Origin of the sequence: Xanthomonas sp. NCPPB 3761, from assembly GCF_041475705.2 — a bacterium.
GTDB classification, from domain to species: domain Bacteria; phylum Pseudomonadota; class Gammaproteobacteria; order Xanthomonadales; family Xanthomonadaceae; genus Xanthomonas; species Xanthomonas phaseoli.
Window position 1 is genome coordinate 2578900 of record NZ_CM191262.1, and the last position, 13992, is coordinate 2592891.

At 64.2% G+C, this 13992-nt stretch carries 7 protein-coding genes; all 7 read left to right on the top strand.

The window, feature by feature from the left end; all coding sequences use genetic code 11:
• Nucleotides 1–436 precede the first annotated feature (436 nt).
• Nucleotides 437–2698, top strand: coding sequence for a methyl-accepting chemotaxis protein (locus tag ACCQ00_RS11280; RefSeq protein WP_039572416.1), 2262 nt, complete (start codon nucleotides 437–439; stop codon nucleotides 2696–2698).
• Between the two features lie 207 nt (nucleotides 2699–2905).
• Entirely contained in the window at nucleotides 2906–5167 is a 2262-nt protein-coding gene (locus ACCQ00_RS11285; protein WP_039572419.1) for a methyl-accepting chemotaxis protein, read from the top strand.
• 650 nt (nucleotides 5168–5817) lie between these two features.
• Nucleotides 5818–8487 carry a methyl-accepting chemotaxis protein gene (locus ACCQ00_RS11290; RefSeq protein WP_372353928.1) on the top strand — a complete coding sequence of 890 codons (2670 nt, stop codon included), beginning with the start codon at nucleotides 5818–5820 and terminating at the stop codon, nucleotides 8485–8487.
• A 671-nt stretch (nucleotides 8488–9158) separates the two neighbouring features.
• On the top strand, nucleotides 9159–9944 hold the full coding sequence (locus tag ACCQ00_RS11295; protein ID WP_007963584.1) for a flagellar brake protein: 786 nt from the start codon (nucleotides 9159–9161) through the stop codon (nucleotides 9942–9944).
• A gap of 134 nt (nucleotides 9945–10078) precedes the next feature.
• Entirely contained in the window at nucleotides 10079–10561 is a 483-nt protein-coding gene (locus tag ACCQ00_RS11300; RefSeq protein WP_003486339.1) for a chemotaxis protein CheW, read from the top strand.
• A 455-nt stretch (nucleotides 10562–11016) separates the two neighbouring features.
• On the top strand, nucleotides 11017–11400 hold the full coding sequence (locus ACCQ00_RS11305; protein ID WP_003486337.1) for a hypothetical protein: 384 nt from the start codon (nucleotides 11017–11019) through the stop codon (nucleotides 11398–11400).
• A gap of 83 nt (nucleotides 11401–11483) precedes the next feature.
• On the top strand, nucleotides 11484–13865 hold the full coding sequence (locus tag ACCQ00_RS11310) for a methyl-accepting chemotaxis protein (protein WP_039572426.1): 2382 nt from the start codon (nucleotides 11484–11486) through the stop codon (nucleotides 13863–13865).
• Nucleotides 13866–13992 lie beyond the last annotated feature (127 nt).

Genomic DNA, 13992 nt, shown 5'->3' on the forward strand with positions numbered 1-13992 from the left:
CTCTCCCGCGAGTGCGCCGGTATCGATCGGCCCTGCGCGATGGCGCGGATGCAACCACACGCCAAGGCATCCGTCCTGTATCCAACTGCCTGAGCGGCTGTCACGCCCGTGAGCAGGAAGTGAAGACGCGATCTTCCGGAGCCATCGGGATGCCCCTGCTGACAGGCATTTCCAGGCGGTTGTGCACGCCAGGCTCACCTCGGTGACGCCGAACCATACGCGTGGGGCCTAGCGAGTTCAGCAGCAGTGTCGGTGCGCCGTTACCAACCTCAAGCACGCGTACCTGCCCTGCAATCGCTGGCGTTGCGACCTTGGATGTCGCAACGCTCGATGGATCGGCTCGACGCGCGCCCGCTTCGGCGCCATCCGCGTACTCCGTACGCCTCGCCGCTCAGCGCACTGCCCCTTTCCTGCCCATCGCTCTCGAGATCCCAACATGACTGCTCTTCTTCAACGCTACAACGTCGGCAAGCGCCTGGGCTTTGCCTTCGGCACGCTGATCCTGCTGTCCTGCGCGCTGGTCGTCGCTGGCCTGTACACGCTGGCGCAGGCGCGCCAGACCCTGGATACGCTCACCAACCGCAACATGGTGATCGTCCAGCGGCTGCAGGAAATGAACAACGCGGTGTCGGTGATTGCCGTGCAGTTGCGCAATATCGTGTTGCCGACCAGCGATGCGGAGAATCGCCGCTTCGCTGCGATCATCGAAGAGCAGCGCAGCATCTACAAGGAAGCACGCGACAAGCTCTACACCTTCTCGGCAACGCCTGCGGCCCAGGCGCTGCGTGAGAGCATCGACGCGAACAACAAGGCGGCCCGCGCGCTCAACCAACAGGTGATCGACCTGGGTCTTGCCAACAAGAACGAAGAAGCCATGCCGTTGCTGTTGCAGCGTGCCGCACCGGCCACGCAGGCATGGCAGGACAAACTGCTGGAATATTCGGCGCTGCAGCGCCAGCGCGCCCAGGAAGCCAATGCGCTGGCCACCACGGCGATGGCCCGCGGCCGTGCCATGTTGATCGGTGGCGGCCTGGCGGTGGTGCTCATCAGCAGCGTGCTTGCATGGCTGATCACCCGCAGCCTGGTGGTTCCGCTGACGCGCGCCACCCGCGCCGCCGAAGCCATTGCCCAAGGCAAGTTGGACAACGACGTCAGCACGCACTCCAACGACGAAACCGGCCGCCTGTTGCACGCCATGGACGGCATGCAGGGCCAGCTGCGCAACCTGATTTCCGCACAGCTGGGCATGGCCAAGCGCCATGAAGAAGGCCAGATCAGCTTCCGCATGGATGCCGGCGCATTCCCGGGCGATTTCGGCCGCATGGCCAACGACACCAACGAGCTGGTGGCCGCGCACATCAAGGTGAAGATGCAGACCATCCACCTGATCGAGCGTTATGCCATCGGCGACCTCTCCGAAGATATGCAGCAGTTGCCCGGCGAGAAGGCGGCCATCACCGCGGCGATGAGCCAGGTCAAGCACAATCTGTCGACCATGAACACCGAGATCAAGCAGCTGGCGCACGCGGCGGCCAATGGCGACTTCACCGCGCGCGGCAATGCCGAGCAGTTCCAGTTCGATTTCCGCGTCATGGTGGAAAGCCTCAACACCTTGATGGCCACCGCCGACGGCAACCTGCAATCGCTCTCGGGCTTGTTGCAGTCGATCGCTGCCGGCGACCTCACCGCACGCATGAGCGGCCAGTACCTGGGTGTGTTCGCGCAGATGCGCGACGACGCCAATGCCACTGCCGAACAACTGGCCAGCATCGTCGGCCGCATCCAGGTCGCGGCCGACGCGATCGGCCTGGCCTCGGGCGAAATCGCCTCCGGCAATCAGGATCTGTCGCAGCGCACCGAACAGCAGGCCGCCAACCTGGAAGAAACTGCCGCATCGATGGAAGAGCTCACCTCCACCGTCAAGCAGAACGCCGAACACGCCAGCCAGGCCAATCAGCTCGCCATCGGCGCCGCTGCGGTGGCCTCGCAAGGCGGCGATGTGGTGGCAAAGGTGGTCACCACCATGTCCGACATCCAGGGCTCGTCCAGGAAGATCGCCGAGATCATCAGCGTCATCGACGGCATCGCGTTCCAGACCAATATCCTGGCCTTGAACGCAGCGGTGGAAGCGGCGCGTGCCGGCGAACAGGGCCGCGGTTTTGCGGTGGTCGCCTCTGAGGTACGCACACTGGCGCAGCGTTCGGCCGCTGCTGCCAAAGAGATCAAGCACCTGATCGACGACTCGGTCGAAAAGGTCGCGCAAGGCGCAACCCTGGTCGATCAGGCCGGTACCACCATGGCCGATATCGTCGCCAGCGTGCAGCGCGTCACCAACATCATGGGCGAGATTTCCTCGGCCTCGCAAGAGCAGTATGCGGGTATCGAGCAGGTCAACCAGACCGTGACCCAGATGGACGAAACCACCCAGCAGAACGCCGCGCTGGTGGAAGAAGCCACCGCCGCCGCACGTGCGATGGAAGAACAGGCGCAGCAGCTGACCGAAGCGGTGGCGGTCTTCAAGGTGGCTGCGCAGGCACCGGTGGCGCGCCAGTTGTCGGCCATTGCCAGGGCACCGGCCAATGCCCGCTTCGCACCGCGCCAGGCAGCACGCGTCACTCCAGCGGCCGCGTCACCACCTCGCAGTACTGCGAGCAACGCCACATCGGCCGCAGATCTGGGCGATTGGCAGGAGTTCTGATCGCAAAGACAGCGTCACGCACGACAGTCGGTTGCGAACGACTGTCGTGTTTATTCCTGAGACCCAACTGTATCAAACATCCGAGCTCACTCAATCGATTGCAGGCAGCGCCGATAACGCTGCTTTGGCGGCAAGCAAAGTGAGCGCCATGCGTCTTTCCAGCCTGTCAGCACAACCGCAATCCAACCTTCAGAGCCGAGCGATTTCATGAACTCTCTTTTGCTGCGTTTCAACGTCGGGCCGCGCCTGGCTGCTGCCTTCACTGTGCTGATCTTGCTGTCCGGGTTCATCGCCTTCATCGGCTACCGGGGGCTGACCTCTGCACGTGCGCTTGTGGATGCCTTGGTGCACCAGAACATGACCAAGATCCGCCTCTCCAACGACATGATGAATGCCAATTACGTCATCGCCTCGGAGCTGCGCAATGTCGTTTTGCCGACCAGCGCCGAAGACAACCTGAGATTCATAGAATCCATCAAGCAGGCACGCGCCGACTACACCAAAGCGCGCGATGCGCTGTACGCCATTCCTTCTTCGCCGCAGGGCGTTGGCATCCGTGAGGAGATCGATCGCCTCGGGCAGCCCGTGCGCGACTTGAACAACAAGGTCGTCAACCTGGTGATGTCTGGCCACAGCGATGAAGCATTGCCGCTGATGCTCACCCAGGCCGCACCTGCGATGCAGAAATGGCAGGACAAGATCGGCGAGAACATTGCCCTTCAGGACAAGCTCGCCTCCGAAGCAGCCGAAGTGGCGCTGCAGTCGATGGACGATTCGCGCAAGTTGCTGGTCGGCGGTTCGCTGCTGGTGGTAATGCTGAGCGGCACGCTGGGCTTGCTGATCACCCGCAGCCTCACCCGGCCACTGAGCCGCGCCACCCGCGCCGCCGAAGCGATTGCCGAGGGCAAGCTCGATAACGCCGTGCATAGCGATGCCGGCGACGAAACCGGCCGCCTGTTGCAGGCCATGGACACGATGCAGTCGCAGGTGCGCAACCTGATCACCGCCCAGCTGGACATGGCCAAGCGCCACGATGCCGGCCAGGTGAGCTTTCGCATGGATGCCGGCACGTTTCCGGGCGACTATGGCCGCATGGCCGGCGACACCAATGCGCTGGTCGACAGCCACATCCAGGTCACCGCGCGCCTGGCGCAGATCATGGGCCGCTATGCGATCGGCGACCTCAGCGACGACATGGACGCCCTGCCCGGCGAACAGGCCAAACTCACTCAGACCATGGCGCAGGTCAAACACAACCTGGCCGCGATGAATCGGCAGATCAAGCAGCTGGCGCAGGCCGCTGCGGCCGGCGACTTCAGTGCACGCGGCGACGCAGCGCAGTTCCAGTACGACTTCCGCATCATGGTCGAGAGCCTCAACCAGCTGATGGCCACCGCCGATGGCAGCCTGCAGGCGTTGTCGGGCATGTTGCAGGCCATTGCTGCGGGCGATCTTACTGCGCGTATGGAAGGCCAATTCCAGGGCGTGTTCGCGCAGATGCGCGACGATGCCAATGCCACGGTCACGCAACTGGCCGGTATCGTCGGGCACATCCAGACCTCGGCCGTCTCGATCAATGCGGCTGCCAGCGAAATTGCCGCCGGCAACAACGACCTGTCGCAACGTACCGAACAGCAGGCCGCCAACCTGGAAGAAACCGCGGCCTCGATGGAAGAGCTCACCTCCACCGTGAAGCAGAATGCCGAAGGTGCACGCCAGGCCAATCAACTGGCGATCGGTGCGGCCAGTGTGGCCTCGCAAGGCGGCGAGGTCGTCGGCAAGGTCGTCGACACCATGGCTGGCATCCAGGCTTCGTCGAAGAAGATCGCCGACATCATCAGCGTCATCGACGGCATCGCCTTCCAGACCAATATCCTGGCCTTGAATGCGGCAGTGGAAGCGGCACGTGCCGGCGAGCAAGGCCGCGGCTTTGCCGTGGTGGCCAGTGAAGTGCGCACGCTGGCGCAGCGTTCCTCGGCCGCCGCCAAGGAGATCAAGGATCTGATCGGCGACTCGGTGCAGCGCGTCACCGACGGCTCGCAGCTGGTGGACCAGGCTGGCCGCACCATGGCCGAAATCGTCTCGTCGGTGCAGCGCGTCACCGACATCATGGGCGAAATTTCCGCCGCCTCGCAGGAGCAATCGGCCGGCATCGAACAGGTCAACCTCACCGTGACGCAGATGGATGAAGCCACCCAACAGAACGCGGCCCTGGTGGAAGAAGCCACTGCCGCCGCGCGCGCGATGGAAGAACAGGCACAGCAACTCACCGAAGCGGTGGCGGTCTTCAAGGTCGATGCGAACGCGCCGGTGGCACGCAGGTTATCGGCCATCGCCGGCGCCGCGCGCCACCAGCGGCCGGCAACGCGCCCAGTTGCACGTGCCGCCATGGCCGCGGCGACACCGCAGCGCGTGGCAGTCAGTGCAACCACGTCGACCGTTGGCGATGGCCATTGGCAGGAGTTTTAAGCGGCGGCGCCCGCGCCCACCGGTCGCCGGCAGTGGCGGGCGACCGGTACAGACACCGGGATCGTGTTTGGTCCCTGTAGTGCAACCGGCCGCCTTGCGCATCGTCACCCGATCGCAGCTGCCCATGCGCGTTTCACGCAACACCGTTGTCCAGCAACACACACGTTTCGAGAGCCTTTGATCCGCGCTCCGCAGATCTTGTGGGCCGCTTCCCTTGCGAGGGGAAGCGGCCCTTTTTTTTTGCTGCAGTCCCGGGCACGACACACAGACCGCACGCGCGATCTTCAGGCAGAACGTTGCGTCCACCCCGAGGATAGGTGCGAACGCCGACTCCGGCTGCAAGCGCTTGGCGGCTGCGCAGCCATCGCATTGGCTGGCCAAGATTTCGCTGCGATCGGGCGGCAGCAAGGCATGCTTTTCGCCCGCCTGACGCAACGGGTTACTCGCCTCGTGGGCGCGCCAAATTTCACCCGATATTTACAATCGCTAGCGATCACGCGAGCGTTGTGAAACCGCTTTCAGCCACCGATTGCTGAATGAAACGCCCAATTTTGTGCTGATTTCAACGGCAACAATCAATTTCGAGCATAAACGGCCGCTACCAAGCTCACGCATTCGTAACGCCCTCCCCCGGGCAAGGTCGATTCCTCATGCATTCCTTCAACCGCCTTTCGGTCGGTACGCGGCTCTCCGCACTGCTCACGCTGGTCATTGCCATCTCGCTGGGTCTGTTGGCCCTGACCATCTACCGCCAGTCCGCTGGCGATATCGAATCGCAGGTCAAGGCCGAGCTGCGCTCCAGTACCCGGCTGATGCAGCAGTCGGTGGCGATGTACGACGTCACCCTCAGCGAAGGCACCCAACGTTTGGGCAGCGTGTTCGACGACATGCTCCCGGCCGGGACGCGCGAACTCGATAGCGCCAGCACGGTCACCATCGGCGAACAGAACACGCCGTCGCTGCGTGCCGGCAAGCAGGCCTTGAATCTCAATTTCGACGCCGTGGACCGCTTTGCCAAGGCGACCGGCGGCGTTGCCACGATCTTCGCCCGTACCGGCGACGACTTCGTGCGCATCACCACCTCGCTGCGTAACAAGCAGAACGAACGTGTCATCGGCACCCTGCTCGATCGCAAGGGCAAGGCCTACGCCGCCCTGTCGCAGGGCAAGAGCTTCACCGGCCAGGCGCAGCTATTCGGCGAGCAATACATGACCCATTACCAGCCGCTGCGCGATGCCGCCGGCGAGGTCATCGGTGCGCTGTTCGTCGGGCGCAACTATACCCAAGGCCTGGCCGCGCTCAAGGCCCAGGTCAGCACCACCAAACTGGGCCAGGACGGCTATTTCGTCATCGTCGACATGGCGCCGGGCGATCACCAGGGCCAGATCATTGCGGCCCCGGCCGGCACCCCGGCCACGTTGGCGGCACTGGTGCCGGCCGAACAGCAGGCCCTGTTGCAGGCGGTGCTGGACGGCAAGCAGCCCAGCGCCAACCTGCAGCTGCGCGATGCCAAGGGCGCCAGCCAGGCGTTCGAAGTCACCGCACAACGTTACGCGCCGTGGCAGTGGGCGGTGATCGGCGCGCAGCCGCGCAGCGCCATCGACGGCCCGCTGGATGCACTGATGGGCAGCATGCTGCTGTTCTCATTGGTGGTGCTTGCACTGTGCATCGCGGTGGTGTTCATTGCCGCGCGCAAGATGGTCACCCGCCCGTTGCTGGCAGTGGAACGCGTGCTTGGCGACGTGGCGGCCGGTCGCCTGGACAACCCGATTGAAATCGACCGGCATGACGAACTCGGCCGCCTGCTGCTCAACGCGCGCACCATGCGCGATGACCTGCGCGCGCGCCTGGAACGCGACCACCTGATCGCCAGCGAAGCACTGCGCGTGCGCACCGCCTTGGACGACGTCAGCACCAATGTGATGATCGCCGACGCCGAGCGCCGCATCATCTACGTCAATCGCCCGCTGCAACGCATGCTGTCGGAAATGCAGGACGTCCTGCGGCACGACCTGCCCGATTTCGATGCCACCGCACTGGGCAATACCCGCATCGACCAGTTCCATCGCAATCCCGAGCACGCGCGCCTGCTGGATCAACTCAAGAACGCGCACACCGCACAGATCGAAATCGGTGGCCGCATCGTGCAGGAAGTGGTCAGCCCGGTCGTGGCTGCCACCGGCGAGCGCATGGGCTACGTGGTCGAATGGAGCGACCGTACCCAGGAAGTGCAGGTGGAACAGGAAGTCGCGCACGTGGTGGAAGCCGCCGCGGCCGGCGACCTCAGCGAGCGGATCGACGTGCGCGGCAAGCAGGGCTTCCTGTTGCTGCTGGCCCAACAGCTCAACACGCTGCTGGACAACAACTCCGACGGCCTGTCGCGCGTCTCCGCCCTGCTCTCCTCGCTGTCGCAAGGCGACTTGACCGCACGCATGGACGGCGCGCTGCAGGGCGTCTTCGCCACCATCCGCGACGACGCCAACGCCACCGCCGACCAGCTCGCCGGCATCGTGCGTCGTATCAAGGACTCCTCGCTGACGATCAATTCGGCCGCCACCGAAATCGCCACCGGCAACGGCGACCTGTCGCGTCGCACCGAACAGCAGGCGGCCGCGCTGGAGGAAACCGCAGCCTCCATGGAAGAACTCACTGCCACCGTCAAGCAGAACGCCGACAATGCCGACCAGGCCAATCGTCTGGTGCTGGATGCTGCCGGTGTCGCGGCAAAGGGCGGCGACGTGGTGAACCGCGTGGTCACCACCATGGCCGACATCGACGCCTCGTCGAAAAAGATTGCCGAGATCATCAGCGTCATCGACGGCATCGCCTTCCAGACCAATATCCTCGCATTGAACGCGGCGGTGGAAGCGGCGCGCGCCGGCGAGCAGGGCCGTGGCTTTGCCGTGGTGGCCTCGGAGGTCCGCACGCTGGCACAGCGCTCGGCCGGCGCAGCCAAGGAGATCAAGCACCTGATCGAAGACTCGGTGACCCGCATCGGCAACGGTGCGGCACTGGCTTCCGAAGCCGGCAGCACCATGCAGCAGGTGGTGACCTCGGTGCAGCGCGTCACCGACATCATGGGCGAAATCACCAGCGCTTCGCGCGAACAGGCCGCAGGCATCACCCAGGTCAACCAGACCGTGACCCAGATGGACGAAACCACCCAGCAGAACGCTGCGCTGGTGGAAGAAGCCACCGCCGCCGCACGCTCGATGGAAGACCAGGCCGCGCAGCTGGTCGATGCGGTCGCAGTGTTCCGCCTGGAGCCGCAGGACCGCCTGAGCACCTTGCTGGCCAACGCACGCCACGCCTACAGCTGAGACGGCAACGGCGACGCATTGCAGCCTATTCACAGCGGTGAGGGCGCGGTGCCCTCGCCGCCCGCGGGATACGCCGTGAAGCCATCCATGGGGCTCGATGGCGGCATCCATGCCGCCAACGGTCGCGCAAGCAGCCAGGACACCGCACCAAAGCGCTGGCTGGCGGTGTGTTGACGAGCGAGGAACACCGCGTCGGCGGATGTTGGCTGCTTTGAAACCCCTGCACCGACCAAGGCGAATGGTCCTTGCCTGCCCACCGTCGCGGGACCCTTGGCGGCATGCATGCCGCCAGGGAGCTGACATGGACGTATTTGCAGCGTGTCCTGCGATGGTGGGCGGGCAAGGCCTTGCAGCAAGCGCGAAGACGTCGTAGGCGCACCGCTCGCCGCAGGCGCCGTAGACCCGTCCATCGATCGCACAAGCGGCGAGGACACCGCCCCACACAGCTGTCTGGTGGCGCGACTGAACAACGCGGACCGCGCCCGTGGCCTGCTGGTCGCCTGTCGAAACGCCGCACACCGACCAACGCGACGGGCACTTGCCCGCACACGCTCGCGGGGCACGCAGACGAGTTTCGTCAGCCGCCTTAAAGATTTGGCGTTGCCGCCGATATCAAGGCGACGCCAGGACAACCCGCCAGGCGCCTTCCCGCTTCCACTGTGCTTGTGCCCATGTCCCAAGGCGATACCTCAGAGCTGGACCACGACGCCGATCACCTCGCCGAAGGTGACGAGCGCTACCTGCTGCGCAACAAGCGGCAGATCCGTGGATTGCTGCGCCAGCTGCTCGACCAACGCGCCATCGTGACCATGCATGTGGCCGGCCGCGACATGGCCGTGCCCACCGCCGTGCTGGAAGTGGACGAAGACGACGACTGCGTGATCCTGGACGGCAGCCATAACGACGCCTCCAACCGCGCCATCGAAGGCGCCAAATACCTGCTGTGCTACGCCCAACTGGAACGGGTGAACATCCGCTTCCGCCTGGAAAAGGCCGAACGGATCGAGCGCGACATCCACGTCGCCTTCCGCGTCGACCTGCCTGCTGCGATGTACCACATGCAGCGGCGCGAATCGTACCGGCTGGAAACGCCGATCACCGATTCGCCCGTCTGCACCATCCGCCAGGAAGCCGCGCAGGGAAACGAGTTCAACCTGCAGCTGCGCGTGATCGACATCAGCAGCGGCGGCCTGGCGGTGTCGCTCACCGACGGCATGCCCTTGCTCGAACCGCAACGCACCTACCGCAACTGCATCCTGCAATTGCCCGACACCGCCCCGATCACGCTGCCGCTGACGGTATGCAGCCAGCACAAGCAGACCCTGCCCAACGGCAGCGAAGGCTTCCGGATCGGCATGCAGTTCAGCGACCTGCCGCGCGGCGCCGACGAAACCATCCAGCGCTACATTTTCCGTGTCGACCGCCAGCGCAATGCGCGCAAGAGCGGCGTGTTCTGAACCCTCATCTACCACGCGGGGCCGGCACCTAAAGTTGCCGCCGACCCCGCCGATGTTGCTAGGGCATCCCGCATCCGTCTCTGCTGCCGCAGTCCTGCCTAACCTGACACTTAGCCGCAACGCCCGGAGTTTCCATGAACGACAAAAGCACTGCCACCGGCACCGGTGGTGAATTCCTCAGCTTCGCCCTGGGCGAAGAACACTACGGCGTGGATATCCTGAAAGTGCAGGAAATCCGCGGCTACGATTCGGTCACCCGCCTGCCCGACGCGCCGGATTACATCAAGGGTGTGATCAACCTGCGCGGCACCATCGTGCCGGTGATCGACCTGCGCCTGAAGCTGCGCCTGAAAGAGGCGCGCTACGACGCCTTCACCGTGATGATCGTGCTCAACGTCGAAGACCGCGTGGTCGGCATCGTCGTGGACAGCGTGTCCGACGTGATTCCGCTCAACGACGACCAGATCCGCCCCACCCCCGAATTCGGTGCGTCGGTCGACACCCGCTTCATCTCCGGTATCGGCACCCAGGACGATCGCATGTTGATCCTGCTGGATATCGAAACCTTGCTCGACAGCACCGAGCTGGGTCAGCAGCTGGTGGAAGAAGCCGCCTGATTCAAACGGCTGCGTTGCCTCGCCTGCGGTCGCCGGAGAGGTGTAGAGGAATGCAGGAGCCGCCGTCTACGACAGGCGGCTACCAAACGACTGCCAAGCCGCCAGAAGGCGCGTGGTCGGCGCACTGAATCCTGATGTCGCATGCGTGCACTCCGGCTTCTGTGCCCCGCGCCCCACCTGGTGGCCGACTTGCTCCGTTTCGGTAGCCGCTTTTGGGCGTATGCGGCATGTTCCTGCACCCATTGCACCGCTCCGGCGGCCGCAACGCGTCTGTGCAACCGCATCTACGACCATCGCGTGTCGGGATGCTCCCGACACGCGACGCACCACTCGATAGAACTGAGATAAAAATCACGTTTTCCGGATTCAAGTTGAACGGCGGCTAGCCGATAGCTGAATGAAGCCCGCGTCCACACAACGGGTCACCGTTCGACTTTTGATTTCTGGAGAATCCTATGAAGTTCCTGCTCTCGCTCCTCCCCGTCGCTGCTCTCGTGATCGTTGCTCCCACGCTGTCGGCCCAGTCGCAGGAAATGATTCCGCCGGAAATGGCGACGCGCTTCGTCGGCAAGGACGGCATGGTGTGCGGCAAGGTCGAAAAGGCCAAGTACGCGCAGAGCTCTGAAGGCGAACCCACCTTCCTGTACATGGGCGGCATGTTCCCGCGCCACACCTTCTCCGCACGCATCGACGGCGCCAACCGCGGCAAGTTCAGCTTCGCCCCGGAAACGCTCGAAGGTAAGGACGTCTGCGTCCTGGGCAAGATCCAGCGCGACAGTTCGCGCGCCGAAATCGAAGTCAGCTCCCCGGCCAGCCTGAAGCTCGCCACCATCAAGTAATCGCTTCGCACATCGCCACGCCCTCGCGCGTGGCGATGTGCTGTTGCGGCTATGCGGACTGACTTCTATGGGGAATCGTGTCAATGCAATGGATCAACAATCTGAAACTGATGCCCAAGCTGATGCTGGCGTTCGGCATCGTGCTGCTGATCATGCTCGTCCAGGGCGTCATCGCCTATTCGGGCCTGGCCTCGCTCAATAACGTCACCCGCGACCTGGCTGGCAACACCATGTCCAGCGTGCGCGAGGCAGGCGATCTGCGCGGCATGCTCGGCGAATACCGGAATGCGGCCTACCAGAACCTGGTGCGCGCCAGCGACTCGGTCAAGCAGGAAGCCAAGGTCCGCGCCAAGAGGCTCAATGGCGAGATCGAAGCCACCATCAAGGGCTACCCGCGCCTGATCGAAAGCCCGCAACAGAAGAAGCTGTTCGATGTGTTCGTGGCGGACTGGAAGAAGGCGTCGGCCTCCTATGCCAGCGTCGACGAAATGATGGAGCTGAACCTGCCCGACGACGCCATCGACACCTTCGTCGGCGAGACCCGTACCCTGCATAACAAGGCCAAGGATTCGCTGGCTGCCTTGATCGCCGAAGACAACCTGCTCGCGCAGGCTGCCAAGACCAAGGCCGAAAAGGTCCACGCCACCTCCGTCACGCTGACCCTGGTGGTGCTGTTGATCGGCATCGCCGGCGGCCTGGGCCTGGCCTTCCTGTTCGCCCGTTCCATCGTCAAGAGCATGCGCAGTGCGGTCACCACGGCCACCGAAATTGCCGGCGGCAAGCTGGACGGCCAGATCAACGTGCAGGGCCAGGACGAAGTAGGCGAATTGATGCGCTCCATGCAGCGCATGCAGCGCGACCTGAAGGAACGCATCGAACGCGACCAGGAGATTGCCGACGAAAACCTGCGCATCCGCACCGCGCTGGACAAGTCCTCGACCGGCACCTTCATCACCGATCCCGAGCGCGTGATGATCTACGCCAACGACGCCTTCAAGAAGATCGTGGCGCAGTACGAAAGCAGCATCCGCCTGGCATCGCCCGAGTTCGATGCGAGCAAGGTCATCGGCCAGCACATCAGCTACCTGGGTTTGTCGGATGCGACCGTGCGCAAGGCCATTGCCGCACTGGAACGCGATGGCGTCACCAGCTTCGAAGAGCGTTTTGGCGAAGTGGTGCTGGCGCAGACCGTCACCTCCATCAAGAACGAACAGGGCGAGACCAGCGGCGAAGTCTGCGAATGGCGCGACCGCACCATCGAAGTGCAGGTGGAAGAAGAAGTGGCCCGCATCGTGCGCGCCGCCGCCAGTGGCGACATGAGCGGGCGTGTGGAAACCGATGGCAAGCAGGGCTTCTTCCTGCAGCTGGCGCAGCAGCTCAACGGCTTGCTGGATGCCAATGCCGGCAGCCTGGAACAGATTTCGACCCTGCTGTCCGCGCTGTCGCGTGGCGACCTGACCGTGCGCATGCATGGCGAGTTCAGCGGCGTGTTCGCGCAGATGCGTGACGATGCCAATGCCACCGCCGAGCAGCTGGCCGACATCGTCGGACGCATCAAGCTGTCGTCCACTGCGATCAATTCGGCCGCTGGCGAAATCGCGTCGGGCAACAGCGACCTGTCGCACCGCACCGAGCAGCAGGCCGCCAACCTGGAAGAAACCGCCGCCTCGATGGAGGAGCTCACCTCCACCGTCAAGCAGAATGCCGAAAGCGCCCGTCAGGCCAACCAGCTTGCCATCGGCGCCACCGGCGTGGCCTCGCAAGGCGGTGAAGTGGTGTCGCAGGTGGTCACCACCATGTCCGGCATCGAAGCCTCGTCCAAGAAGATCGCCGACATCATCAGCGTCATCGACGGCATCGCGTTCCAGACCAATATCCTGGCGTTGAATGCCGCAGTGGAAGCGGCACGTGCCGGCGAACAGGGTCGCGGTTTTGCCGTGGTGGCCTCCGAGGTGCGCACGCTGGCCCAGCGTTCGGCCGGTGCGGCGAAGGAGATCAAGGGCCTGATCGACGACTCCGTGCACAAGGTAGCCGAGGGCTCGGCACTGGTGCGCAAGGCGGGCGCCACCATGGCCGACATCGTGGCCAGCGTGCAGCGCGTGACCGACATCATGGGCGAGATCTCTGCCGCTTCGCAGGAGCAGTCATCCGGGATCGAGCAGGTCAACCAGACCATCACCCAGATGGACGAAACCACCCAGCAGAACGCCGCGCTGGTGGAAGAAGCCACTGCCGCCGCCCGCTCGATGGAAGAGCAGGCGGGTCATCTGGCCGAAGCGGTGTCGGTGTTCAAGCTGGACGACTCGGCGACGCAGGCGCCGCAGAGTGCGCGCGTCCGGCCGATCGCCTCGCGCCCGGTTGCAGTCAAAAGCGCCGCCAAGCCGGTGGCACGCGCAGCGGCAAGCGCGTCGAGGCCAGCCCAATCCCAGGCCGCGCTGGCCGACGGTAACTGGCAAGAGTTCTGATTCACCGCTGTCACCCAACGCCCCGGCTTGCCGGGGCGTTGTGCATTTTGGCCAGGCACCTGGGGTGATCCTCGTAGGTAGATGCCGGGACACCTGGCGGTCGTCCTTGCCCTCTGAGCGGCCCACC

Excerpts from the sequence above, each read along its gene's own strand:
- ACCQ00_RS11280 (WP_039572416.1), top strand. The coding sequence starts at position 437 with ATGACTGCTCTTCTTCAACGCTACAACGTCGGCAAGCGCCTGGGCTTT.
- ACCQ00_RS11285 (WP_039572419.1), top strand. The coding sequence starts at position 2,906 with ATGAACTCTCTTTTGCTGCGTTTCAACGTCGGGCCGCGCCTGGCTGCT.
- ACCQ00_RS11290 (WP_372353928.1), top strand. The coding sequence starts at position 5,818 with ATGCATTCCTTCAACCGCCTTTCGGTCGGTACGCGGCTCTCCGCACTG.
- ACCQ00_RS11295 (WP_007963584.1), top strand. The coding sequence starts at position 9,159 with ATGTCCCAAGGCGATACCTCAGAGCTGGACCACGACGCCGATCACCTC.
- ACCQ00_RS11300 (WP_003486339.1), top strand. The coding sequence starts at position 10,079 with ATGAACGACAAAAGCACTGCCACCGGCACCGGTGGTGAATTCCTCAGC.
- ACCQ00_RS11305 (WP_003486337.1), top strand. The coding sequence starts at position 11,017 with ATGAAGTTCCTGCTCTCGCTCCTCCCCGTCGCTGCTCTCGTGATCGTT.
- ACCQ00_RS11310 (WP_039572426.1), top strand. The coding sequence starts at position 11,484 with ATGCAATGGATCAACAATCTGAAACTGATGCCCAAGCTGATGCTGGCG.